The following is a 23,248-nucleotide window of genomic DNA, read 5'->3' as shown; positions in this document are numbered from 1 at the left end:
GGCTCCCGTTGTCCGACACGTACGACCCGCACGAGCACCAGGTGCTCAACCCGGCGACGGAGGAGGTCATCGCGACCGTCCCCGCCGCCACCGCCGCAGACGTGGACGCGGCGGTCGCGCGGGCCTCGCGGGCGCAGACCAAGTGGGCCGCGCTCGCCCCCGCCGACCGCGCCCGGCTGCTGCGCCGCTTCGCCGCCGCCGTCGACGAACACCTCGAAGAGCTCGCCCAGTTGGAGGTGCGCGAGGCCGGGCACACCATCGGCAACGCCCGCTGGGAGGCGGGCAACGTCCGCGATCTGCTCGACTACGCGGCCGGGGGAGTCGAGCGTCTGACCGGGCGCCAGATCCCGGTCGCGGGCGGCCTGGACATCACGATCCTGGAACCGCTCGGTGTCGTCGGCGTCATCGCGCCCTGGAACTTCCCGATGCCGATCGCCGCCTGGGGCACCGCCCCCGCGCTGGCGGCCGGCAACGCGGTGATCCTCAAGCCCGCCGAGACCACCCCGCTCACTGCCCTGCGGCTCGCCGAACTCGCCCTGGCGGCGGGCCTGCCCGAGCACCTCTTCCAGGTGCTGCCGGGCGCGGGCGCCGTCGCGGGCGACGCGCTGGTCGAGCACCCCGGCGTCGCCAAGATCGTGTTCACCGGCTCCACCCGCGTCGGCAAGCAGATCATGGCCAAGTGCGCCCAGCGGGTGAAGCGGGTGACCCTCGAACTCGGCGGCAAGAGCGCGAACATCGTCTTCGCGGACGCCGACGTCGAGGCCGCTGCGGCCGCCGCCCCCATGTCCTTCCTCGACAACAGCGGCCAGGACTGCTGCGCCCGCACCCGCATCCTCGTCCAGCGCCCGGTCTACGACCGCTTCCTGGAGCTCGTCGCCCCCGGCATCGAGTCCGTCGTGGTCGGCGACCCGGCCGACGAGAAGACCCAGATGGGCCCGCTGATCTCGCGGACCCAGCTGGAGCGGGTGCGCGCGTACGTCCCCGGCGACCTGCCGGGCATCCGGGGCACCGCCCCCGAGGGCCCCGGCTTCTGGTTCGCACCGACGCTCGTCACCGGCGCGGCGCCGGACGCCCCCGTGGCGGTCGAGGAGGTCTTCGGGCCGGTCGCCGTCGTCCTGCCCTTCGACGACGAGGCCGACGCCGTACGGCTGGCCAACGCGACGGAGTACGGCCTGTCCGGCTCGATCTGGACCCGTGACGTGGGGCGCGCACTGCGCGTGTCCGGCGCCGTCGCCGCCGGCAACCTCTCCGTCAACTCGCACTCCAGCGTGCGCTACTGGACCCCCTTCGGCGGCTACAAGCAGTCCGGCCTCGGCCGTGAACTCGGCCCGGACGCACTCGCCGCCTTCACCGAAACCAAGAACGTCTTCATCAGCACGGAGGCCTGAGCACATGACCGAAGCGAACAACGTCTGCCGCCGCCTGGTCGGCCGTACCGCCGTCATCACCGGAGCCGGCAGCGGCATCGGTCTGGCGACCGCGCGCCGGCTCGCCTCCGAGGGCGCCCACGTCGTCTGCGGCGACATCGACGAGGCGGCCGCCAAGAAGGCCGCGGACGAGGTCGGCGGACTCGCCGTACGCGTCGACGTCACCGACGCCGAGCAGGTCGACGCGCTCTTCAAGGCCGCGTACGACACCTACGGCAGCGTCGACATCGCCTTCAACAACGCCGGTATCTCGCCCCCCGACGACGACTCCATCCTGGAGACCGGTCTGGAGGCCTGGAAGCGGGTCCAGGAGGTCAATCTGACCTCCGTGTACCTGTGCTGCAAGGCGGCCATCCCGTACATGCGCGAGCAGCGCCGGGGGTCGATCATCAATACCGCGTCCTTCGTGGCCCGGATGGGCGCGGCGACCTCGCAGATCTCCTACACCGCGTCCAAGGGCGGCGTCCTCGCCATGTCCCGCGAGCTGGGCGTGCAGTTCGCCCGCGAGGGCATCCGTGTCAACGCGCTCTGCCCGGGGCCGGTCAACACCCCGCTGCTGCAGGAGCTGTTCGCCAAGGACCCGGAGCGGGCCGCGCGGCGCCTGGTGCACATCCCGCTCGGCCGGTTCGCCGAGGCCGACGAGATCGCCGCCGCCGTGGCGTTCCTGGCCAGCGACGACTCCTCGTTCGTCAACGCGACCGACTTCCTGGTGGACGGCGGAATCTCCGGCGCGTACGTGACGCCGCTCTAGGCGTTCACCCGTACCCCATCCTCCCGACAGCCGGGCGTCGCACGACGCCCGGCTGTTCTGTCCACCGTCCCCGGTGATCTTCCGTTTGTGACAGGAGTGTTCATGCGCAGTGCACGTCGTTGGCAGGCCGCGGCCGCCGCCCTGGCGATCGCGGGCAGCGCCTTCGCCGCCGCCCCCGCCGCCCAGGCGCGGACCGGCGCGTGCCCCGAACTCACCGTGACACAGGGCTGGTACGGGCAGAACAAGGCCCGCCTCCAGGAGCTCGTCGACACCTACGGCAAGTGCGACGGCGCGGCCCGGGCCAAGGGCCACAAGCCCGTCGCGGTCTTCGACTGGGACAACACCGTCGTCAAGAACGACGTCGGCGACGCCACGATGTACTGGATGCTGCGCCACTCCAGGATCCGCCGCCCGCAGCACGGCGACTGGCACACCACCAGCCGCTACCTCACCGGCCAGGCGGCCACCGCACTCGCCACCGCCTGCCCGGCCGCCCGCGGCACCACCCTGCCCACCGCCACCGACACCCGCTGCGCCGACGAGATACGCACGGTCTACGGGGACGGGAAGACCACGGGCGGGGCCACCGCCTTCGCGGGCTGGGACCGGCGCACCGTCGAGCCGCAGTACGCCTGGCTCGCCCAGCTGATGAGCGGCTGGCGCACCGCCGACGTCCGCTCCTTCGCCCGGGCCGCCCGCGCCGAGAACCTGGCCGCGCCGACCGGCACCGAGCAGCGGGTCGGCACGGCCCATGTGACGGGCTGGGTGCGCTACTACGACCAGCAGCGCGATCTGATCCGTACGCTCCAGAAGGCCGGGTTCGACGTCTGGATCACCTCGGCGTCCCCCGAGCCGGTCGTCGATGAGTGGGCGGGCGGCGCCGGCGTCGCGCCGGACCACACCATCGGCATCCGGCCGGTCACCGCGCACGGGCGGCTCACCCCGCACCTCAAGGGCTGCGGCACGGTCGCCGACGGCGAGGACGCCATGATCACGTACATCGACGGCAAGCGGTGCTGGATCAACCAGGAGGTCTTCGGGGTGCGCGGGGCGGCCGCCGAGCGGGTGCAGCCCGCCGCGCGGCGCCAGGTGTTCGCGGCCGGCGACTCCGACACGGACGTCTCCTTCCTGCGCGACGCGACCGGGCTGCGGCTCGTCCTGAACCGCAACAAGAACGAGCTGATGTGCCGTGCGTACGACAACGGCGACGGGCGCTGGATCGTCAACCCCATGTTCATCCAGCCCAAGGGCCCAAAGAGCGGCGCCTACCCGTGCGCCAGCACCGCGTACACCGACCGTGACGGCACCGCCGCGCCGGTCCGCCGGGCCGACGGCTCGGTCGTGCCCGACCAGAAGGACACGGTGTACGGCGGCTGAACCGCCGCTTTAGGGTGGCCCGATGAGCATGACGACACCGCCCGGCTGGTACCCGGATCCGGGCACCCCCGTGCTGGAGCGCTGGTGGGACGGCACCGCCTGGACCGGGCACACCAGGGCCGCCGGTCAGCCGGCGGTGCCGCCCGCGCCGCCGACCGTTCCCCTGGGCCTGGGGCCCGTCGCCCCGCAGCCCCGGCCGCGCGGCCGGGGCCCGGTGGTCGCCGTGGCCGTGGCCGCCGCGGTGCTCGTCACGGCGCTGGTGGCCGGGGTGATCGTCCTGAACGAGGACGACGGGGGACCGGCGGCCGACGCGGCGCCGGGCGGCGGCGCGACCCGGACGACCGCCTCGCCGACGCAGAGCACGGCCCCCTCGACCGCGGCCCCGTCGCCTGCGGCTTCCGCGAGCGACGACCCGAACCTCCTGGTCGACCAGCTCAACGGCATCACCCTGCCGGTCCTGCCGGGCTGGGAGAAGGCCGAATCCAGGATCGACGGCCTGCCCACCATGCAGACCAAGGACACCTTCGACTGCCCGGGCGACTCGGGCGCGTTCTGCCACCACGCGACGGTCAACACCCGTACGCCGACCGGCACCGACCTCAAGACCGCCGAGGCCCTCGCCAAGCACGACATCGCGGACGCGGCCGACGCCGCGTTCGAGAAGGACGCCCTCGGCCGTCAGCGCTACGGCGGGATCGTCTCGCACCGCGAGGTGAGGTCCGCGTCCGTGGTGGTCGCCGGGCGCACCGGGTACGTGGTGCGCTGGAGCGTCAAGACGGGGGCGGGGCCCGGCGGTTACGTACAGTCGCTGGCCTTCCCGTCGAGCGTCGGCAGCGAGTCGATGATCATCGTCCGCTTCGCCTTCGACGCGGTGAAGGGCGCCCCGCCGCTCGCCGTGCTGGACCGGATCACGGCGGGGATCCGGGTCCTCGGCGGCCAGGGGAGCGGCGGGGTGGGCAGCAGCGTGGCGCCCCCGGCGCCGGCGCTGTGAACAACCGCGAGGCCTGTTCAAGGGGCCGCGTCGTCCTCAGAGGAAGGTGCGCCCCTCGCCCCGGTACGTGGGGACGGTCGCGGTGACGCGGTCGCCCTCCACCAGCTGCAACTCGTCGAACCGCTCGCACAGTTCACCGGCCTTGGCGTGCCGGAACCACACCTTGTCCCCGATCAGCAGATCGTCGGCGGCCGTGCCGAGCAGCGGCGTCTGCACCTCCCCGGGGCCTTCCTGCGGGTCGTAGCGCAGCCCCTCCGGGAGGTACGGAACGGGCAGCCGGTCGACGCCCGCCGCCCCGGAGGCGGGGTAGCCGCCGCCGAGCACGGTGACGACGCCCACGCCCGGGCGGCGCACCACGGGCTGGGCGAAGAGCGCGGCGGGACGCCCGGTGAACGACGTGTAGTTGTCGAAGAGCCGTGGCACATAGAGCCCCGACCCGGCGGCGATCTCCGTGACGGCGTCCTCGGCCGCGGTGTGCTGCACGCTCCCCGTCCCGCCGCCGTTGACGAACTCCAGGTCGGGCGCGACGGCCCGGACCGCCCGCACCACCTCGGCCCGGCGGGCCGCGAGCTCCTTGCGCGCGGCGGCCTGCATCAGCCGGATCGCCCGCGACCGCACCGGCCGCCCCGCGATGTCGTCCCCGACCCCGGCGACATGCCCCTCGTACGCCATCAGCCCGACCAGACGGAAGCCCGGGCGGCGGGCGACGGCACGGGCGAGCTCGGCGAGTTGCGCGGGCTCGCGCAGCGGGGAGCGGCGGGCCCCGACGCGCACGCGCCCGCCGAACAGCTGGAGCGAGGTGTCCAGTTCCAGACAGATCCGTACGGGCAGGTCGTCGCGGTCCCGGGCCCGGTCGATGAGGTCGAGCTGGACCGGGTCGTCGACCATGACGGTGACGGCGGCCGCGAGCTTGGGGTCGGCGGCGAGCTCCGCGAAGCGGCCCCGGTCGGCGGACGGATACGCCAGGAGGACGTCCTCGAACCCGGCCCTGGCCAGCCAGATCGACTCCGCCAGCGTGAACGACATGATCCCGGCGAATCCGTCCCGGGCCAGCACCCGTTCGAGCAGCGCCCGGCAGCGCACGGACTTGCTGGCGACCCGGATCGGTTTGCCCTGGGCGCGCCGGACCAGGTCGTCGGCGTTGGCGTCGAACGCCTCCAGGTCCACGAGCGCGAGCGGGGCGTCGAGATGGGCGGTGGCCCGGTCGTACCGGGCCCGGTCTGCGGCGCGGGGAGTCATGCGCAGAGCCTGCCAGAACGGCTTACCCGGGGGTAGGGGGACGAGTCGGTGCAGATCCCCCGAGCGCGGACCGCCGCCCTGCTCCCTGGCCCCAGCCCGTAAAGTAGCGACCACGCGGCGACGAACGGCCCTGCGGCCAAGCCGATCCGCAGCGCACGCACGAGGGGTACGAGGGGGGCCATTGACCACGGACGCACAACGCCCCCCGTCCGCGGCGCGCCGCCCCGCCGAGGGGGAGCCGGGCCACGAGTCCCCGGCCGGGCCCACGCGGGCACCGAACCCGCACGGCTCGACGACGCCGGCCCCCGGGCTCCCGCACCGGCCCGGCCACACGCCGTCCGCCCCGGCGCCCCGGCGTCCCGCCCGGTCCGAATCCGTGCCGTCGGCGCCGGTGCCCGCAGGCGCTTCGTCGTCGGGTGACGCGCTGCCCGCTTTCGCGACCGGGCGTCCTGCCTCGTCCGGGGAGGCGCTGTCCGGGTCGGTGCCCGCAGGCGCTTCGTCGTCGGGTGACGCGCTGCCCGCTTTCGCAACCGGGCGTCCTGCCTCGTCCGGGGAGGCGCTGTCCGGGTCGGTGCCCGCAGGCGCTTCGTCGTCCGGTGACGCGCTGCCCGCTTCCGCGACCCGGCGTCCCGCCTCGTCCGGGGAGGCGCTGTCCGCGCCCGGGCGCGCGTCGTCCGGTGGCGCGCCTGACTCCGCGCCTCGACGTCCTTCCCCGTCCGGGGACGGTGACGGGTCCGCCGTTCCCGCTCGTACCGAGGGGCCGCCGCGTTCGGCCATCGACCTCCTCGACGCGGCCCTGATGCCCCGGCCTCCCATACCCGCGAAGCCCCCGACGGCTCCGGTGGCCGAGGCGCGCACGGCCGCGCCGACGCGTACGTCTCCGCAGCCCGCGCGCCCGCCCTTCCCGCCGCACCCCACCCCGACGCGGCCCCCGGCCCCGCCGACGCCACCCCCGGCCGCCGTGCCCGCGCCGCAGCCCGCCGTGGCCCCGTCCGCCCGGCCCGCGACGCCGCCGCAGCCCACCGTGCCCGCGCCCCGGTCCGCCGCGCCGCCCTTCCCCGGGACCGTTCCGCACCCCGCGATGCCGCACCCCGCGATGCCGCACCCCGCGATGCCGCACCCCGCGATGCCGGTTCCCGCAGTACCGGTTCCCGCCGTGCCGCCCATACCCGTCGCCGCGCCGGCGGCCCGTCGCCGTGGCCGGGTCGTCGCGGCCGCCGTCTGTCTCATGCTGGGGGTCGGGCTGCTCGGGGGCGCCGCCGCCGGGAGCTGGCTGAGCGGGGGGTCCGGGGGAACGGACGCGCGCGGCGGGTACACCGCCGCCCGGGAGATGTGGCACAGCACCCCCGTGGACACCCTCTTCCCGCCGACCATCACCGGGGGCGGCGCCGGGCCGGGCGGCGCCGACCGCGTCTGGACCCGCGTCGGGGTCGCGCCCGACGCCGGGTGCGCCGGGGCCCTTGACCCGCTGCTGCTCAAGGTGCTCCGACCCGTGGGCTGCGCACGGCTGTTGCGGGCCACGTACACCGACGCCACCTCCACCGCCGTCACCACCGTCGGGCTCGTCTTCACCGAGGCCGACGCCGACGCGATGGCCGCGCTGCGCACCCGGTTCAGCGACGAGTCCCTCGGTGACCGCGACGACCTGATGCCGCGCCCGTACGCCGTCAAGGGCACCCCCGCCGCCAGGTTCGGCGACAGGCAGCGGGCGAGCTGGACCGTACGCGTCCTCACCGACGCCCCCGTCGTCGTCTACTCGGTCACCGGCTTCGCCGATGCCCGTACCGTCACCGCCCCCCAGCCCGCCGACCGCGCCCTCGACGAGGGCGCGACGGACGCACCCGTCGAGGCGGGGCTCACCTACGACGCCAAGGGCATCGCGGACCGGGTGGAACGGGCCCTGCGCAAGACCGCCGCCACCGGAACGAAGAAGCCGTCATGACCACCCCACGGGCCACTCCCCGCCGGGCCGGGCGGTACCGCGCGGCCGCCCTGGCCACCGCCGCCGCCCTCGCGCTCCTCCTGCCCGCCGCCCCCGCGCACGCGGACTCCATCCGGGACCGCCAGTGGGAGCTCGCCGCCATGCACACCCAGCAGGCGTGGCGGACGACCAAGGGCAAGGGCATCACCGTCGCCGTGCTCGACACCGGTGTCGACGCCACCCACCCCGACCTCGCCGGACAGGTCCTCACCGGCAAGGACCTCGTCGGCTTCGGGGCGGGCCGGGGCAGCCGCGACTGGGCCCGGCACGGCACCGCCATGGCCGGGATCATCGCGGGCCACGGACACGGTCCCGGCGGCCAGGACGGCGTCCTCGGCATCGCCCCCGAAGCCAGGATCCTGCCGGTCCGGGTGATCCTCGAATCCACCGACCCGGCGCGCAAGAAGGCGCGCGAGTCACGCGGCGGCGCGCTCGCCGAGGGCATCCGCTGGGCCGCCGACCACGGCGCCGACGTCATCAACCTCTCCCTCGGCGACGACAGCGCCTCCGCGCACCCCGAGCCGTCCGAGGACGCCGCCATCCAGTACGCCCTCGCCCGGGGCTCCGTCGTCGTCGCCTCCGCGGGCAACGGCGGCGAACAGGGCGACCACGTCTCCTACCCCGCCGCCTACCCGGGCGTCATCGCCGTCGCCGCCGTCGACCGCTACGGCACGCACGCCGCGTTCTCCACCCGCCGCTGGTACGCCACCGTCTCCGCGCCCGGCGTGGGCGTGGTGATAGCGGACCCGGACCGCAAGTACTACGAGGGCTGGGGCACCAGCGCGGCCTCCGCCTTCGTCTCCGGCGCCGTCGCCCTGGTCCGCTCGGCCCACCCCGGCCTCTCCCCGGCCCAGATCAAGACCCTGCTCGCGGACACCGCCCGCAACGCGCCCCGGGGCGGCCGCGACGACGCCCGGGGCTACGGCAGCGTCGACCCGGCCGCCGCCCTCGCCGAGGGCGCCCGCCTCAAGCCCGAGGTACGGACGAACACGGCGACCGGCCGCGCCCGCACGTACTTCGGCGCGGGCCCCGACAAGGAGAAGGAGCGCGACCACCGCGGCGACTGGCTCGCCGCCCTCGCGGCGGCCGCCGGCGCCCTCCTCCTCACCGCGTCCCTCACCCTGTGGCGCGGCAGCCGCCCCGCCGAACACGCCGGAGCCTGAGGCGCCGCCCCTCGGCGTCGTCAGCCTTGTGCCCCGGTCGGCGATTCCCCTGGTGCGGGGGCCGGGGCGGGCCCCGGTTAGGCTCGTGCCGTGGCGCTCAAGAACATCCCGGACCCCGGTTTCTCCGACGACGACGGCACCGCCGACCCCGAACTCACGGCGGCGCTCGCCGCCTGGGCCGAGGACAGGGGGAGCGGCGCGGCCCAGGCGCGCGTCCTGGCCGCGCTCAAGGGCGCGCGGCTGCTCGTCCCCGTCGTCGCGGTGCTCGGCGAGGTGGAGACCGACGAGAACGGACTGCGCCGGGAGAAGACCAGCGACATGGCGGTGCCCACGCTCACCGCGGGCGACCGCAAGGCGCTGCCCGCCTTCACCTCTCTCGCCTCGCTCGCGCTGTGGGACCCGGAGGCGCGGCCCGTCGCCGTACCGCTGCACCAGGCGCTCCAGGCCGCCGCGCACGAGCGCGCCGACACGGTCGTCCTCGATCTGGCGGGACCCGTCGCGTACGAGCTGAAGGGCGGGGCGCTGCTCGCCCTGGCCGAGGGGCGCACCAGCGCGGACCCCCTCGACGACCCGGCGGTCGTCGAGGCCGTGCGCACGGCGGTCGCCGCCGAGCCGGCCGTCCTGCGGGCCCACCTCGGCCCTGGCAGCGCCGACGGCACGCTCGCCCTGGTCCTGGCCGACGGCGCGGTGCCGGCCGACGCCGCGCGCCGGGTCGTCGAGCTGCTCGCCGCCGACGAGGTGCTGCGCGCCCGTCTCGTCCGCGGCCTCGACCTGGCCCTGCTCCCGGCCGCGGCCCCGCAGCCCAACGAGCCCCTGTTCACGCGCTGAGCGCGGGCGGTCCGTACACATGAAGAAGCGCCCCCGGTTCTTCCGGAGGCGCTTCACTTCGTAACGTCGTAGGCGTACGGAAGGGGCCGGCGACTAGCCGTACACCGGGCCCGTGTACTTCTCGCCCGGGCCCTGGCCCGGCTCGTCCGGGACGACCGACGCCTCGCGGAAGGCGAGCTGGAGCGACTTCAGGCCGTCGCGCAGCGGGGCGGCGTGGAACGAGCTGATCTCGGTGGTGCTTGCGTCGAGCAGACCGGCCAGCGCGTGCACGAGCTTGCGGGCCTCGTCCAGGTCCTTGTGCTCGTCGCCCTCCTCCGTCAGGCCGAGCTTCACCGCGGCGGCGCTCATCAGGTTCACGGCGACCGTGACGATCACTTCGACGGCCGGGACCTCCGCGATGTCGCGGGTCATGGTGTCGAAGTCGGTGGTCTCGGGGGACTGGGGGGAGGTCTCACTCATGCCCCACACGATAGGCGGTGGGGCGGGGTGTGCACGATTGGCCCCCGCGCCGGTGTCCTGCTAACCTTGTGTAACGACCGGCCAGACACTCCCATGTGTCCGGCCCACAAGTGGAGGCTCCGATCTCCCACCTGACTGCCCTCCGGGGCGGCGGGTCATCCGGTCAGACGGCCGCCATCGTTCCGTACGGACGATGGAGCCGTCCGATGTGCGCCCCGCGGTTGACCGCGGCGGTGCTCCGGTTGTTCATGGAGCCCCGCCTGTGTCCCGTCGGGGCATTTTTCATATGCCGCGCCGGTTGGTCCGAGTGAGAAGACATACGCGGCTGTCTGCCGGACAGTCGTGTGGTGCTACCGAGGAGGATCCATCAGCGCCGAGCCCCGCATCAACGACCGGATTCGTGTTCCCGAAGTACGACTGGTCGGTCCCAGCGGCGAGCAGGTCGGGATTGTTCCGCTTGCCAAGGCCCTGGAGCTCGCACAGGAGTACGACCTGGACCTGGTCGAGGTGGCGGCGACCGCCCGTCCGCCCGTGTGCAAGCTCATGGATTACGGGAAGTTCAAGTACGAGTCGGCCATGAAGGCCCGTGAGGCGCGCAAGAACCAGGCGCACACGGTCATCAAGGAGATGAAGCTCCGGCCGAAGATCGACCCGCACGACTATGACACCAAGAAGGGTCACGTCGTCCGGTTCCTCAAGCAGGGCGACAAGGTCAAGATCACGATCATGTTCCGTGGTCGCGAGCAGTCCAGGCCGGAACTCGGCTTCCGACTGCTGCAGCGTCTCGCTTCGGACGTCGAGGACCTCGGGTTCATCGAGTCGAACCCGAAGCAGGACGGCCGAAACATGATCATGGTTCTCGGTCCGCACAAGAAGAAGACCGAGGCGATGGCCGAAGCCCGCGAGGCGCAGGCCGCCCGCAAGGCGGAGCGCCAGGGTCTGCCTGCTGAGGCCGAGGCCGAGGCCGAGGTCGAGGAGTCCGGCGCGGAGCCCGTCGCCGAGGCGCCGGCCGAGGCGTCTGCCGAGGAACCCGCCGAGGCCTGATCCCGGGCAGCCCGCCCAGGACTACCGATACATATGACGCTCCCGCGCGCCGGTCTCCGGACCGGCTGGGGGCGCCACTGACGAGGAGATAACGGCGCTATGCCGAAGAACAAGTCGCACAGCGGTGCCAGCAAGCGATTCAAGATCACTGGCTCCGGCAAGGTGCTCCGTGAGCGTGCCGGCAAGCGCCACCTGCTTGAGCACAAGTCGTCCAAGAAGACCCGCTCGCTGACGGGCACGGTCGTCCTGGCTCCGGCCGACGCCAAGAAGATCAAGAAGCTTCTCGGCAAGTGACGTTCCTCCGCCTCCGGTCGACGGGGGCGGGACGTCGAGACCGGGACCTATTCGATTTCGGGTCGTGTGAGTCCAACCACGGCCCCGCTACAAGGAGTTAACAAGTGGCACGCGTCAAGCGGGCAGTAAACGCCCACAAGAAGCGCCGGGCGATCCTCGAGGCGGCCTCCGGCTACCGCGGTCAGCGTTCGCGCCTGTACCGCAAGGCCAAGGAGCAGGTCACCCACTCGCTGGTCTACAACTACAACGACCGCAAGAAGCGCAAGGGCGACTTCCGTCAGCTGTGGATCCAGCGCATCAACGCCGCTGCCCGCCAGAACGGCATGACGTACAACCGCCTCATCCAGGGTCTGAAGGCCGCCAACATCGAGGTGGACCGCAAGATCCTGGCCGAGCTCGCGGTCAACGACGCCAACGCGTTCGCCGCGCTCGTCGAGGTCGCGCAGAAGGCGCTTCCGAGCGACGTCAACGCGCCGAAGGCTGCGTAAGCGCCTGACGGCTTGTTGAGCCGGACCGGACCCGCAGGCCATCGGCCTGCGGGTCCGGGTGCGTTGGGGTGACTTCCGGGGCTTGGGCCCCGGACCCCCGTTCGTCACCAGCCCCCACCGGCCCGCAGACAACCCTCGGGCCAAGGCCCCCGCCCCCCTCGTAGAGAGAACCCCGCGAGCACATGCCCATGCCCGAGCTGATCTCCCCCCGTTCCCCCCGCGTCGCCGCCGCGAAGCGGCTCGCGCGGCGCAACTTCCGGGGGAAGGAGCGGCTGTTCATCGCTGAGGGGCCGCAGGCCGTGCGGGAGGCCGTGGAGCACCGGGTCGGCGGGGAGGCGACGCTCGTCGAGCTGTTCACCACCGCCGAGGCGGCGGAGCGGTACGCGGACATCGTGGACGCCGCCCGCGACGCCGGGGCCCGGGTGCACTACGCGGACGACGAGGTGCTCGCCGAGGTCTCGCAGACCGTCACCCCGCAGGGGCTCGTCGGCGTCTGCCGCTTCCTGGACTCGCCGTTCGAGGAGATCCTCAAGGCGCGGCCCAAGCTCGTCGCCGTCCTCGCGCACGTCCGCGACCCCGGCAACGCCGGCACCGTACTGCGCTGCGCGGACGCCGCCGGCGCCGACGCGGTCGTCCTCACCGACGCCTCCGTCGACCTGTACAACCCCAAGTCGGTGCGCGCGTCGGTCGGCTCGCTCTTCCATCTTCCGGTCGCCGTCGGTGTGCCGGTGGAGCAGGCCGTACAGGGGCTGAGGGACGCGGGCGTACGGATCCTGGCCGCCGACGGGGCGGGCGAGGACGACCTCGACGACGAGCTCGACGCGGGCACCATGGGCGGCCCCACCGCCTGGATCTTCGGCAACGAGGCCTGGGGCCTGCCGGAGGAGACCCGCGCCCTCGCGGACGCCGTGGTGCGCGTCCCGATCCACGGCAGGGCCGAGAGCCTCAACCTGGCGACCGCCGCCGCCGTGTGCCTGTACGCCTCGGCGCGGGCCCAGCGCATCCGCACTCCTCGCTGAGGGGGTCCGCACCGTCACCTCCAGCTAGTAGTGTGGCGGGCTCGGGGGCCCACTGTGCGCTTCGGAGAGGTGGGATACGGGGATGGCTGTCGGCGTGAGGACCATCGGTGAGAACGCCCTGGTGTGCCCTTCCGTCGGCCGGGGCGCCCTGGGGATAGACCCCGAGGACCTGCCCGACGGCCTCGTCGTCGCCGACGAGAAGGGCCGGGTCATCTGCTTCAACGCGGCCGCCGCCCGGATCACCGCGGTCTCCAAGCGCGACGCGCTCGGCGTGGAGCTGGAGCGCGCCCTGCCCCTTGAGGACCTCAAGGGCCGCCGCTGGTGGCAGCTGACCGACCCGTACGGCGGCCTCGCCATCCGCGTCGGCCAGCCCGAGCGCAATCTGCTGCTGCCCGGCGGACGCGAGGTGCTGGTCTCCGCGCGGTACGTGCGCGAGCACCCCATGGGCCCGGTGCGCCGGGTGGTGGTGAGCCTGCGTTCGACCGAGGCCCGGCGGCGCACCGAGCGCAGCCACGCCGAGCTGATCGCCACCGTCGCCCACGAGCTGCGCTCGCCGCTGACCTCGGTCAAGGGGTTCACCGCGACGCTGCTCGCCAAGTGGGAGCGGTTCACGGACGACCAGAAGCGGCTGATGCTGGAGACCGTCGACGCCGACGCCAACCGCGTCACCCGGCTGATCGCCGAGCTCCTGGACATCTCCCGGATCGACTCGGGCCGCCTTGAGGTGCGCCGCCAGCCCGTGGACATAGCGGCCGCCGTCGGCCGGCACATCCAGGCACATGTCGCCGCCGGGCAGGCCCCCGACCGCTTCCTCGTCCGCATCCAGCGGCCGCTGCCCGATCTGTGGGCGGATCCGGACAAGATCGACCAGGTCCTGGGCAACCTGCTGGAAAACGCGGTGCGCCACGGCGAGGGAACCGTCACCATCGAGGTGGCACCCGCGCCCGTCCGCATCGACGAGCACGACGAGAAGGGAACGGCCGTCACCGTGAGCGACGAAGGCCCCGGCATCCCCGAGGAGTCGATGGGCCGTGTCTTCACCCGCTTCTGGCGGGGCAGCAAACGCGGCGGCACCGGCCTCGGCCTCTACATCGTCAAGGGCATCGTGGAGGCGCACGGCGGGACGATCGCGGTGGGCCGCGGCTCCGGCGGCGGCGCCGAGTTCCGATTTATCCTGCCCGTCAGCGCCCCGGCCTACCTCCAGTAGCGACCGCCGGGCCGCCCACGGGCGCATCCGCATTCACCCACCCCGTTAGACTCGACCTTTGGCGCGTTCGTGTCCGTGCTGTCGCGCGGCCCAGTCGCTGTCGCGGTGGCGGGACCCCCAGCCAAGCCAATCGGAAGTACGGGAAGAGATGTCGGCACCCAATAAGTCGTACGACCCTGTTGAGGTCGAGGCGCTGAAACCGGAAGAGATCGAGCGCATGCGGGACGAGGCGCTCGCCGCCTTCGCCGCGGCCGGTGACCTCGACGCGCTCGCACACGCGAAGACCGCGCACGCCGGTGGCACCTCGCCCCTGTCGCTCGCCAACCGTGAGATCGGCGCCCTGCCGCCGCAGGCCAAGGCCGAGGCGGGCAAGCGCGTGGGCATGGCCCGCGGCGCCGTGAGCAAGGCGCTGGCCGCCCGCCAGACCGAGCTGGAGGCCGAGCGCGACGCGCGCGTCCTGGTCGAGGAGGCGGTGGACGTCTCGCTGCCGTACGACCGCGTACCGGCCGGCGCCCGCCACCCGCTGACCACGCTCTCCGAGCGCATCGAGGACATCTTCGTGGCCATGGGCTACGAGGTCGCCGAGGGCCCGCAGGTCGAGGCCGAGTGGTTCAACTTCGACGCGCTCAACATCGGCCCGGACCACCCGGCCCGCGGCGAGGCGGACACCTTCTTCGTCCAGGCCGCCGACGGCTCCGCGAACTCCGGCACGGTGCTGCGCACGCACACCTCCCCGGTGCAGATCCGCTCGCTGCTCGACCGTGAGCCGCCGGTGTACGTGATCTGCCCCGGCCGGGTCTACCGCACGGACGAGCTGGACGCCACGCACACCCCGGTCTTCAACCAGGTCGAGCTGCTCGCCGTGGACGAGGGCCTGACCATGGCGGACCTCAAGGGCACCCTGGACCACATGGTCCAGTCGCTCTTCGGCCAGGACATGAAGACCCGGCTGCGGCCGAACTTCTTCCCGTTCACCGAGCCGTCCGCCGAGATGGACATGGTCTGCTACGTGTGCCGCGGCGAGTCCGTCGGCAACCCCGACCGCCCCTGCCGCACCTGCTCCAGCGAGGGCTGGATCGAGCTCGGCGGCTGCGGCATGGTCAACCCGAAGGTGCTCACCGCCTGCGGCGTCGACCCCGAGAAGTACAGCGGATTCGCCTTCGGCTTCGGCATCGAACGCCTGCTGATGTTCCGCCACAACGTCGAAGACATGCGAGACATGGTCGAGGGTGACGTCCGGTTCACCCGGCCGTTCGGGATGGAGATCTGATGCGGGTCCCGCTTTCTTGGCTGCGGGAGTACGTCGACCTGCCGGCGACGGAGACCGGCCGTGACGTCCAGGCCAAGCTCGTTTCCGCCGGCCTGGAGGTCGAGACCGTCGAGCAGCTCGGCGGCGGCCTCAAGGGGCCCCTGGTCGTCGGCAAGGTGCTGACCATCGAGGAGCTGGAGGGCTTCAAGAAGCCCATCCGCTTCTGCACGGTCGACGTCGGCACGGCCAACGGCACCGGTGAGCCGCAGGAGATCGTCTGCGGCGCGCGCAACTTCCAGGTCGGCGACAAGGTCGTCGTGGTGCTCCCCGGCGCCGTGCTGCCCGGCGACTTCGCCATCGCCGCCCGCCAGACGTACGGGAAGACCTCGCACGGCATGATCTGCTCCGGCGACGAGCTGGGCATGGGCGACGACGGCAGCGGCGGCATCATCGTCCTGCCGCCCGAGCACGAGGCCGGCACCGACGCCATCGAGCTCCTGGAGCTCGTCGACGAGGTCCTGGACATCGCCGTCACCGCCAACCGCGGCGACTGCCTGTCGATGCGCGGCGTGGCCCGCGAGACCGCCATCGCGTACGGCCTGCCGCTGCGCGACCCGGCGCTGCTCGACGTGCCCGCGCCGAACTCGTACGGCTACCCGGTGAAGATCGCCGACCCGATCGGCTGCGACCGCTTCACCGCGCGCACCGTGGGCGGCCTCGACCCCGAGGCCCGCTCGCCGATCTGGCTCCAGCGCCGCCTCCAGAAGGCCGGCATGCGGCCGATCTCGCTCGCCGTCGACGTCACCAACTACGTGATGATCGAGCTCGGCCAGCCGCTGCACGCCTACGACCGCACGCTGGTCGACGGCCCGATCGGCGTTCGCCGCGCCGAGCCCGGCGAGGTGCTCACCACCCTCGACGGCGCCAAGCGCAAGCTGGACGCCGCCGACCTGGTCATCACCGACAACCGGGGCCCGATCGGCCTGGCCGGTGTGATGGGCGGCGCCAACACGGAGATCGCCGACTCGGTCACCGACCCGGAGACCGGACAGGTCAGGGGCACCACCGAGGTGGTCATCGAGGCCGCGCACTTCGACCCGGTCGCCATCGCCCGCACCGCGCGCCGCCACAAGCTGTCCTCCGAGGCGTCCAAGCGCTTCGAGCGCGGCGTCGACCCGCAGGCCGCCTCCGCGGCCGCGCAGCGGACCGTCGACCTGCTCGTGCTGCTCGCGGGCGGCACCGCCGAGGCCGGCGTCACCGAGGTCATCGCGCCCTCCGCGCCGCGCACCATCTCCGTCGCCGCCGACCACCCGGACCGCGTGGCGGGCGTCGACTACGGCCGCGAGACCGTCGTGCGCCGCCTCCAGGAGATCGGCTGCGACGTCTACGGGCAGGACGAGCTCGTCGTCACCGTGCCCTCGTGGCGCCCCGACCTCACCGAGCCGAACGACCTCGCAGAAGAGGTCATCCGGCTGGAGGGGTACGAGAACCTGCCCTCCACCCTGCCGAAGCCGCCCGCCGGCCGCGGTCTGACCGAGCGCCAGCGGCTGCACCGCCGGGCGGGCCGCGCGCTCGCCGGGGCCGGCTACGTCGAGGCACTGAACTACCCGTTCGTCTCCGAGCAGGTCTTCGACCAGCTGGGCCTGGAGGCCGGGGACCCGGCCCGCCGCGTCGTGAAGCTGGTCAACCCGCTCAACGACGAGGAGCCGGCGCTGCGCACCACGCTGCTGCCGGGGCTGCTCACCGCGCTGCGCCGCAACGACGGCCGCGGCAGCCACGACCTGGCCCTCTTCGAGACCGGTCTGGTCTTCCAGCCGGGCGAGCAGCAGGGCGTCGCCGTCCAGCTGCCCGTCGACCGCCGTCCCACCGACGAGGAGATCGCCGCGCTCGACGCCGTGCTGCCCGCGCAGCCCCGGCACGCGGCCGTCGTCCTCGCCGGTGCGCGCGAGCAGGCCGGCTGGTGGGGCAAGGGCCGACCGGCGGACTGGGCCGACGCGGTCGAGGCCGCCCGGACCCTGGCCCACGAGGCCGGCGCCGAACTCATCGTCCAGCAGGGCCAGTACGGGCCGTGGCACCCGGGCCGGTGCGCCGAGCTCGCCGTCGTCATCGACAGCGAGATCGTCGTCATCGGCCACGCGGGCGAGCTGCACCCGCGCGTGGTCAAGGCGCTGAGCCTGCCCGAGCGCACCTGCGCCATGGAGCTCGACCTGGACCTGCTCGCGAAGGCCGGAGAGGGCGCCCTGCAGGCGCCGCGGATCTCCACCTTCCCGGTGGCAACCCAGGACGTGGCGCTGGTCGTCGACACGGAGGTCCCGTCCGCCGTCGTCGAGTACTTCCTGCGCGGCGGCGCCGGTGAACTCCTGGAGTCCATCCGGCTGTTCGACGTCTACACCGGCGAGCAGATCGGCGAGGGCAAGAAGTCGCTGGCGTACGCGCTGCGCTTCCGCGCCGCCGACCGCACGCTGACCGTCGAGGAGGCTTCGGCCGCCCGCGACGCGGCGGTGGCCCTGGCCGCCGAGCGCACGGGCGCGGTGCTCCGCGGGGCGTAACGCGCAGGCAGGACCCCTGAAGGGCGCATCCGGATCTCCGGATGCGCCCTTCGCACATGTCCTCACGTCCTCTCACTCGTTCGGGTGAGATGAGGTAGCGATGTACGCGGAAGGGGGCGCACCGTCGACAGAATCAAACCGGTCGTGAAGGCCGGGGCAGCCGGTGAGAGCCGGTACAGGGGTGAACGGTGCAGGGGCCTAGGGGGGCCGACGGCATGATCCGTACCAGGAGTTGGACGGCGGCCTGCGTGAGCGCCCTCGGTACGGGCCGGGGCCTCGCCCTCGCGCTGCCCGGCCTGTGGCTGGCCCTGGTGGTGGGCTGGCAGCTGACCTGCCCGCCGGCCACCGACGAGTCCATGGGCCTGCGGATCGCCACCTGCGTGGCCTTCCTGATCGCGGTGGTCTGCCTGGTGCACGGCGTACGGCTGACCGCGGCACGGGAGTTGCGGCAGGTGCAGGAGGTTGCCGACGCCGCCCAGCGGGTGCTGCTCCGCCCGCCGCCGCCCCGCCTCGACGGGCTCACCGTGGCCGCCGGACAGCTCTGCGCGGCCCGGGGCGCGGAGGTCGGCGGCGATCTGTACGAGGCGATGGCCACGCCGTACGGGGTGCGGGTCGTCATGGGCGATGTGCGTGGCCACGGCCTCGGCTCGCTCGGCGTGGTCGCGGCGGTGCTCGGCAGCTTCCGCGAGGCCGCCCACGACGAGCCGGATCTCGCGGGCGTGCTGCGGCGCCTGGACCGGGCGCTGCAACGGCACTTGCGCGAGCGGGCCCGCGGCGAGCATCCGGCCTGGTGTGCGGGCGAGCCGGAGAGCCCGCTCGCCGAGGAGTTCGTGACCGTACTGCTCCTGGAGATCCGGGACGACGGCCTGGTGCTCGCCCTCAACTGCGGCCATCCGTGGCCCTACCGGCTGTGCGGCGGCGCCGAGCCGCTGCTGCCCGGCGACCCGCTGCCCCCGCTCGGCTCCTTCCCCCTCCCCGCCGAACTGCCGCTGCACCGCTGCACCCGGCTGCTGCCAGGGGAGGCGCTGTGTCTGCACACGGACGGCGCCGAGGATGCCCGGGACCGCGCCGGGCGGTTCTTCCGGCTGCAGGAGGTACTCGCCCGGGCGGCCCTGGACACCCCGCTGTCACCCGCCGCGGTGGTCCACTGCGTACAGCGGGAGCTGTTGCGCCACACCGGCGGACGGCTCGCCGACGACGTGGCGCTGATGGTGCTGCACAACGACCGGGTGCGCGTGTCCGCACAGCCCGCGGCCGTCGGGAGCGCAGGCACGGCGCTGAGCTGAGCCGGTTGCGCGTGCGCCGTCGGTCCTGCCGCGGAGTGACGGGCAGTTCGGCAGGACCGGCGGCGCCGGGAGCGGGCCGCCGCACTGTACGAGGGGGAGCCGGCGGCCCGGCACGCCTCTGTGGAGAGGCAGTTCAGTCAATCGGCAGCCGCCATCGCGCGGCAGAGTGCGCGGCGCATAAATGCGAGTACTCCCTTCGCACCCCGTGTGAACGCGCCTCGTCTACGCTGGGCGCACCGAGCCAACGGAGGGCCTGATGCAGCCCAATACCCTGCTCGACGCGCTGGTCGACGAGGCGGGCATCTCGAACGCCGGGCTCGCGGCCCATGTGAACCAGGCCGGCCGTGCCAGAGGCCTGGCACTGAGGTACGAACACACTGCGGTGGCACGGTGGTTGAAGGGCCAGCGGCCGCGCGGCCAGGTGCCCGATCTGATCTGCGAGGTGCTCGCGGCCCGGTTGCACCGGCCGGTCACCCTCGACGACATCGGGCTGGGCGTGCCGGGCGAGCCGGTCGCGCCGGTGGGTTCGCCGCTCGCCGGGTTCGTGGAGCGCGCCACCGCCCTGTGGCGCTCCGACGAGCAGCAGCGTCCGCACATACTGGGCGCGGCCGCGGTCACCGGCACCCCGGCCGTGATGCCGGTGTGGGAGTGGGAGAACCCGCCGGAGGACACCGATGTGTCCCGGCACGGCCAGACCGCGGTGAGCGAGAGCGACATCGAGATGCTGCGGGCGGCCCGCGCGCACTACGAGCTGATGTACCGCAAGGCCGGGGGCATCGCCACCCGCTCGCGCATAGTGGGCTTCCTCAACTCCGAGACCGCGCCCCTGCTGCGCGGCTGCTACACCGACCAGACCGGCCGCCAGCTGCACCGGGCGACCGGGGGGCTGGTCGCGATCGCCGGGATCTGCGCGTACGACTCCAACGCCCAGGGCCTGGCCCAGCGTTACTTCCACCAGGCGCTGCGGCTGGCGAAGGCGAGCGGGGACCGGGGGCTCGGCGCGTATGTGATCGCCCTGCTCGTCAACCAGTCGCTGTACATGCACGACTACCGCCAGGCGGTCGCCTTCGCGGAGGCGGCGCTGCGGACGGCGGGCCGGCAGCTCACCCCGGCGCTCGCCGCGGATCTGCACGCGATGCAGGCGAAGGCGTACGCACACCTCGGCGACGGGCGCAGCGCGCTCGGCGCGATCCGCGGCGCCGAGCGGGCGGCCGAGCGGATCCGGCCGAAGAACGAACCCGCCGAGACCGGCTACGTCCAGCCGGGCCTGGTCAACGTCCAGGTGGCGGAGGCCCTGCTGCGGCTCGGTGATCTGCCGGCCGCACGCGAGCAGGCGGGACTGGCGGCGCACGCCCCCTCGCACGACCGGGGCAGGGTGCACCGCCTCGCGATGCTCGCGCAGATCGAGCTCCGGCAGGGCGAGGCGGACCGGGCCGTCGCGACGGCGGTCGAAATGGCCGAGCGGGCCCGGGGGATGGAGTCGCAGCGGTTGCGCGACCGGTTGCGCGTCGTACGCGAGCATCTGATCGAGAGCGGTTGCGCCGGCGCCGACCAAGCCGCCGAGCTGATCGACGGGGCGCTGCGCGTTCCCCTGTGAGCGCGCGCCTGCTGCGATATTGCCATCTACTTGTCGGAAGGTGGCAAAAACGTGCAGTGGACGAACCTGAGTGAACAAACTGTGTATGAGAACCGCTGGTTCCGCGTCAATCTCGCCGACGTCGCCCTCCCGGACGGGCGGCACCTGGACCACTTCGTGATCCGGCTCCGCCCCGTCGCCGTGGCGACCGCCGTCAACGAGGCCAACGAGGTGCTGCTGCTGTGGCGGCACCGGTTCATCACCGACAGCTGGGGCTGGGAGCTGGCCGCCGGGGTCGTCGAGGACGGCGAGGACATCGCGGCCGCGGCCGCCCGCGAAATGGAGGAGGAGACCGGGTGGCGGCCCGGCCCGCTGCGCCATCTCCTCACCGTTGAGCCCGCCAACGGGCTCATCGACGCCCGGCACCACCTCTACTGGTCGGAGTCGGCCGAGTACATCGGTCACCCCGAGGACGACTTCGAGTCGTCACGGCGCGAGTGGGTACCGCTCAAGCTGGTACCCGACATGATCGCCCGCGGCGAGGTCCCGGCCGCCAACATGGCGGCCGGACTCCTGCTCCTGCACCATATGCGGCTCGGCGACGGCTAGGGCCTGTCCGGTGGAGCTGGTCGGCTCTGGCCCCGGGGTGCCCTTTTCGGTGCTGGTGAGCGGGGGTCTGGCGCGTGCGGACGCAAGGCGGAGGAGGGCGTCGACGCGTTGGGGCCTCCCCTGCTCGAGCGAAGCCGAGAGCTTGGGGAAGTCGGCAACCGACGACAACGCCGCTGGGGGTCCCCCCTGGCCCTTGAGGCCTTGGGGGAGGGCGTGTCAGACCCCCGCGTGCCGACCGGATCCGCCGGACAGGCCTTGGGCCGTCACCCGCTCACCGCCCAAGCGCCTGCCACACCGCCACGGTCAGCGCGCCGAGGGCGGTGAGCACCGTGAGTGCGGGCAGCGGCCACCTCGTGTGTTCCAGGGACGCCACCCGCACGCCCAGCTCGGTCAGTTCGCGTTCGCTCTGGTCGTCCCGGTGGGTGTGCAGCGTCAGCTGTCCGTCGATGCGGGCCAGGCCCACTTCCAGGGAACGGCGTAACTCGAACAGTTCGTCGACGGCCAGAGGGTGGCCGGGGTCGCTCGGCACGGCGAGGCTCCTTCGTCGTTGTGGCGGAATGCCATTGACTTTTCGCCACGGAGTCAACTCGCCCTGTTCCAGGGGCGGGAGAGTGTGCGAAGAGCATATGCGGGCTCGCGGCGCACACCGGGTGTGAACGCGGCGGGCCCGGCCCTCACGCAGAGGAGCCGGGCCCGGCGGCAGACGTCTCGGACGTCTCAGGCGTACGAGTAGAAACCGGACCCGGTCTTGCGGCCCAGGCGCCCCGCGTCCACCATGCGCTGCAGCAGCGGCGGCGCCGCGTACAGCGGCTCCTTGAACTCGTCGTACATCGAGTCCGCCACCGAGGCGACCGTGTCCAGACCGATGAGGTCGGACAGCTTGAGCGGGCCCATCGGGTGGGCGCAGCCCAGCTCCATGCCGTTGTCGATGTCCTCGCGGCTGGCGATGCCCGACTCGAACATCCGGATCGCGGAGAGCAGATACGGGATGAGGAGGGCGTTGACCACGAAGCCCGAGCGGTCCTGGGCGCGGATCGCGTGCTTGCCGAGGACCTTCTCCACCATGGCCTGGGCCCGGCTGAGGGTGCCCTCGGAGGTGGTGAGCGCCGGGATCAGCTCCACGAGCTTCTGCACCGGGGCCGGGTTGAAGAAGTGGATGCCGATGACCTGGTCGGGCCGCGAGGTCGCCACCGCGAGCTTCACCAGCGGGATGGACGAGGTGTTGGAGGCCAGGATCGCGTCCGGGCGGGTCACCACCTGGTCCAGCACCTGGAAGATCTCGGTCTTGACCTGCTCGTTCTCGACGACGGCCTCGATGACGAGATCGCGGTCGGCGAACTCGCCGAGGTCGGTGGTGAAGCTCAGCCGGGCGAGCGTCTCGTCGCGCTCTGCCACGGTGATCTTGCCGCGCTCGGCGGCCTTCGAAAGGGAGTTGTGCAGCCGGGTACGGCCGATCTCCAGGGCTTCGCCGGTGGTCTCGGCGACCCTCACGTCCAAGCCGCTGCGGGCGCACACCTCCGCGATGCCGGCCCCCATCTGGCCGCAGCCCACCACTCCGACGCGTTCGATGTCGGTCACATCGTGCCTTTCGCTTCTGACAGAAAAGTCCTGGCGGGTCCCCCGTGTGATTCCGGCGCCCGTCTCGGCCCACGACGTTACTCCGCGCCCGCGTGTGGATCACGGGGTGGGGCGGGCATGCTGTGCGCAACAC

The 23,248-nt window shown here is 73.1% G+C and carries 21 protein-coding genes; 17 read left to right on the top strand and 4 right to left on the bottom strand.

Annotated features, from left to right (window positions below; genetic code table 11):
- Positions 1-8: 8 nt before the first annotated feature.
- The 4 genes from ACZ499_RS27505 (at position 9) to ACZ499_RS27490 (ending at position 4,546) form a co-directional block, all read left to right on the top strand.
- Complete coding sequence (locus ACZ499_RS27505) at positions 9-1,388, top strand: aldehyde dehydrogenase family protein (protein ID WP_468678855.1); 1,380 nt, start codon at positions 9-11, stop codon at positions 1,386-1,388.
- A 4-nt stretch (positions 1,389-1,392) separates the two neighbouring features.
- A complete protein-coding gene (locus tag ACZ499_RS27500; RefSeq protein WP_361374954.1) occupies positions 1,393-2,178 on the top strand; it encodes a 3-oxoacyl-ACP reductase in 786 nt (261 codons plus the stop codon).
- 102 nt (positions 2,179-2,280) lie between these two features.
- Positions 2,281-3,555, top strand: a complete 1,275-nt coding sequence (locus ACZ499_RS27495; protein WP_468678853.1) for a haloacid dehalogenase-like hydrolase — start codon at positions 2,281-2,283, stop codon at positions 3,553-3,555.
- 22 nt (positions 3,556-3,577) lie between these two features.
- Positions 3,578-4,546 carry a DUF2510 domain-containing protein gene (locus tag ACZ499_RS27490; protein ID WP_468678851.1) on the top strand — a complete coding sequence of 323 codons (969 nt, stop codon included), beginning with the start codon at positions 3,578-3,580 and terminating at the stop codon, positions 4,544-4,546.
- A gap of 36 nt (positions 4,547-4,582) precedes the next feature.
- Here ACZ499_RS27490 and ACZ499_RS27485 read toward each other — a convergent pair whose 3' ends face one another.
- Positions 4,583-5,785 (bottom strand): amino acid deaminase/aldolase, encoded by a 1,203-nt coding sequence (locus ACZ499_RS27485; RefSeq protein ID WP_468678849.1) that lies wholly within the window; start codon positions 5,783-5,785, stop codon positions 4,583-4,585.
- 799 nt (positions 5,786-6,584) lie between these two features.
- Here ACZ499_RS27485 and ACZ499_RS27480 point away from each other — a divergent pair.
- The 3 genes from ACZ499_RS27480 to ACZ499_RS27470 all read left to right on the top strand — a co-directional run bounded on the left by ACZ499_RS27480 (position 6,585) and on the right by ACZ499_RS27470 (position 9,757).
- Positions 6,585-7,727, top strand: coding sequence for a hypothetical protein (locus ACZ499_RS27480; RefSeq protein ID WP_468678848.1), 1,143 nt, complete (start codon positions 6,585-6,587; stop codon positions 7,725-7,727).
- Positions 7,724-8,929 (top strand): type VII secretion-associated serine protease mycosin, encoded by a 1,206-nt coding sequence (gene mycP / locus ACZ499_RS27475; RefSeq protein WP_468678845.1) that lies wholly within the window; start codon positions 7,724-7,726, stop codon positions 8,927-8,929. The genes ACZ499_RS27480 and mycP overlap by 4 nt, the downstream gene beginning before the upstream one ends.
- Before the next feature lie 90 nt (positions 8,930-9,019).
- Positions 9,020-9,757, top strand: a complete 738-nt coding sequence (locus ACZ499_RS27470; RefSeq protein WP_468678843.1) for an SseB family protein — start codon at positions 9,020-9,022, stop codon at positions 9,755-9,757.
- 93 nt (positions 9,758-9,850) lie between these two features.
- Here ACZ499_RS27470 and ACZ499_RS27465 read toward each other — a convergent pair whose 3' ends face one another.
- Positions 9,851-10,216 carry a DUF1844 domain-containing protein gene (locus ACZ499_RS27465; protein WP_371651416.1) on the bottom strand — a complete coding sequence of 122 codons (366 nt, stop codon included), beginning with the start codon at positions 10,214-10,216 and terminating at the stop codon, positions 9,851-9,853.
- Between the two features lie 342 nt (positions 10,217-10,558).
- Here ACZ499_RS27465 and infC point away from each other — a divergent pair, with 342 nt between their 5' ends.
- The 10 genes from infC (at position 10,559) to ACZ499_RS27415 (ending at position 21,537) form a co-directional block, all read left to right on the top strand.
- Complete coding sequence (gene infC / locus ACZ499_RS27460) at positions 10,559-11,260, top strand: translation initiation factor IF-3 (protein ID WP_468678841.1); 702 nt, start codon at positions 10,559-10,561, stop codon at positions 11,258-11,260.
- A 99-nt stretch (positions 11,261-11,359) separates the two neighbouring features.
- Positions 11,360-11,554, top strand: a complete 195-nt coding sequence (gene rpmI, locus ACZ499_RS27455) for a 50S ribosomal protein L35 (protein WP_362721830.1) — start codon at positions 11,360-11,362, stop codon at positions 11,552-11,554.
- A 104-nt stretch (positions 11,555-11,658) separates the two neighbouring features.
- The gene (rplT, locus tag ACZ499_RS27450) at positions 11,659-12,042 is read left to right on the top strand and encodes a 50S ribosomal protein L20 (RefSeq protein WP_003970214.1); all 384 of its coding nucleotides are present in this window, start codon (positions 11,659-11,661) and stop codon (positions 12,040-12,042) included.
- Between the two features lie 182 nt (positions 12,043-12,224).
- Entirely contained in the window at positions 12,225-13,061 is an 837-nt protein-coding gene (locus tag ACZ499_RS27445) for a TrmH family RNA methyltransferase (protein ID WP_468678838.1), read from the top strand.
- 82 nt (positions 13,062-13,143) lie between these two features.
- Positions 13,144-14,268 carry a sensor histidine kinase gene (locus ACZ499_RS27440; protein WP_468678836.1) on the top strand — a complete coding sequence of 375 codons (1,125 nt, stop codon included), beginning with the start codon at positions 13,144-13,146 and terminating at the stop codon, positions 14,266-14,268.
- Between the two features lie 148 nt (positions 14,269-14,416).
- Positions 14,417-15,538, top strand: a complete 1,122-nt coding sequence (gene pheS / locus ACZ499_RS27435) for a phenylalanine--tRNA ligase subunit alpha (protein ID WP_468409122.1) — start codon at positions 14,417-14,419, stop codon at positions 15,536-15,538.
- Positions 15,538-18,066, top strand: a complete 2,529-nt coding sequence (gene pheT / locus ACZ499_RS27430; protein ID WP_468678834.1) for a phenylalanine--tRNA ligase subunit beta — start codon at positions 15,538-15,540, stop codon at positions 18,064-18,066. The genes pheS and pheT overlap by 1 nt, the downstream gene beginning before the upstream one ends.
- Before the next feature lie 215 nt (positions 18,067-18,281).
- Complete coding sequence (locus ACZ499_RS27425; protein WP_468678833.1) at positions 18,282-19,352, top strand: PP2C family protein-serine/threonine phosphatase; 1,071 nt, start codon at positions 18,282-18,284, stop codon at positions 19,350-19,352.
- 256 nt (positions 19,353-19,608) lie between these two features.
- Positions 19,609-20,949, top strand: coding sequence for a transcriptional regulator (locus ACZ499_RS27420; RefSeq protein WP_468409116.1), 1,341 nt, complete (start codon positions 19,609-19,611; stop codon positions 20,947-20,949).
- A gap of 51 nt (positions 20,950-21,000) precedes the next feature.
- The gene (locus tag ACZ499_RS27415; protein ID WP_468678831.1) at positions 21,001-21,537 is read left to right on the top strand and encodes an NUDIX domain-containing protein; all 537 of its coding nucleotides are present in this window, start codon (positions 21,001-21,003) and stop codon (positions 21,535-21,537) included.
- Positions 21,538-21,808: 271 nt separating this feature from the next.
- Here the strand turns inward: ACZ499_RS27415 and ACZ499_RS27410 are convergent, their stop codons facing one another.
- On the bottom strand, positions 21,809-22,066 hold the full coding sequence (locus tag ACZ499_RS27410) for a hypothetical protein (protein ID WP_385539823.1): 258 nt from the start codon (positions 22,064-22,066) through the stop codon (positions 21,809-21,811).
- A 188-nt stretch (positions 22,067-22,254) separates the two neighbouring features.
- The gene (locus ACZ499_RS27405) at positions 22,255-23,115 is read right to left on the bottom strand and encodes a 3-hydroxybutyryl-CoA dehydrogenase (RefSeq protein WP_468409114.1); all 861 of its coding nucleotides are present in this window, start codon (positions 23,113-23,115) and stop codon (positions 22,255-22,257) included.
- Between the last annotated feature and the right edge of the window lie 133 nt (positions 23,116-23,248).

It is taken from the genome of Streptomyces sp. NPDC031265 (assembly GCF_055570295.1).
Note: the sequence above shows the minus strand (reverse complement) of the source record. Positions and strands in the feature narration are given on the sequence as shown.

What these genes read in the sequence shown, in the direction of transcription:
- ACZ499_RS27500 (WP_361374954.1), top strand. Translation starts at nt 1,393, where the DNA reads ATGACCGAAGCGAACAACGTCTGCCGCCGCCTGGTCGGCCGTACCGCC.
- ACZ499_RS27495 (WP_468678853.1), top strand. Translation starts at nt 2,281, where the DNA reads ATGCGCAGTGCACGTCGTTGGCAGGCCGCGGCCGCCGCCCTGGCGATC.
- ACZ499_RS27490 (WP_468678851.1), top strand. Translation starts at nt 3,578, where the DNA reads ATGAGCATGACGACACCGCCCGGCTGGTACCCGGATCCGGGCACCCCC.
- ACZ499_RS27485 (WP_468678849.1), bottom strand. Translation starts at nt 5,785, where the DNA reads ATGACTCCCCGCGCCGCAGACCGGGCCCGGTACGACCGGGCCACCGCC.
- ACZ499_RS27480 (WP_468678848.1), top strand. Translation starts at nt 6,585, where the DNA reads ATGCCCCGGCCTCCCATACCCGCGAAGCCCCCGACGGCTCCGGTGGCC.
- mycP (WP_468678845.1), top strand. Translation starts at nt 7,724, where the DNA reads ATGACCACCCCACGGGCCACTCCCCGCCGGGCCGGGCGGTACCGCGCG.
- ACZ499_RS27465 (WP_371651416.1), bottom strand. Translation starts at nt 10,216, where the DNA reads ATGAGTGAGACCTCCCCCCAGTCCCCCGAGACCACCGACTTCGACACC.
- rpmI (WP_362721830.1), top strand. Translation starts at nt 11,360, where the DNA reads ATGCCGAAGAACAAGTCGCACAGCGGTGCCAGCAAGCGATTCAAGATC.
- ACZ499_RS27445 (WP_468678838.1), top strand. Translation starts at nt 12,225, where the DNA reads ATGCCCATGCCCGAGCTGATCTCCCCCCGTTCCCCCCGCGTCGCCGCC.
- ACZ499_RS27440 (WP_468678836.1), top strand. Translation starts at nt 13,144, where the DNA reads ATGGCTGTCGGCGTGAGGACCATCGGTGAGAACGCCCTGGTGTGCCCT.
- pheS (WP_468409122.1), top strand. Translation starts at nt 14,417, where the DNA reads ATGTCGGCACCCAATAAGTCGTACGACCCTGTTGAGGTCGAGGCGCTG.
- pheT (WP_468678834.1), top strand. Translation starts at nt 15,538, where the DNA reads ATGCGGGTCCCGCTTTCTTGGCTGCGGGAGTACGTCGACCTGCCGGCG.
- ACZ499_RS27425 (WP_468678833.1), top strand. Translation starts at nt 18,282, where the DNA reads ATGATCCGTACCAGGAGTTGGACGGCGGCCTGCGTGAGCGCCCTCGGT.
- ACZ499_RS27420 (WP_468409116.1), top strand. Translation starts at nt 19,609, where the DNA reads ATGCAGCCCAATACCCTGCTCGACGCGCTGGTCGACGAGGCGGGCATC.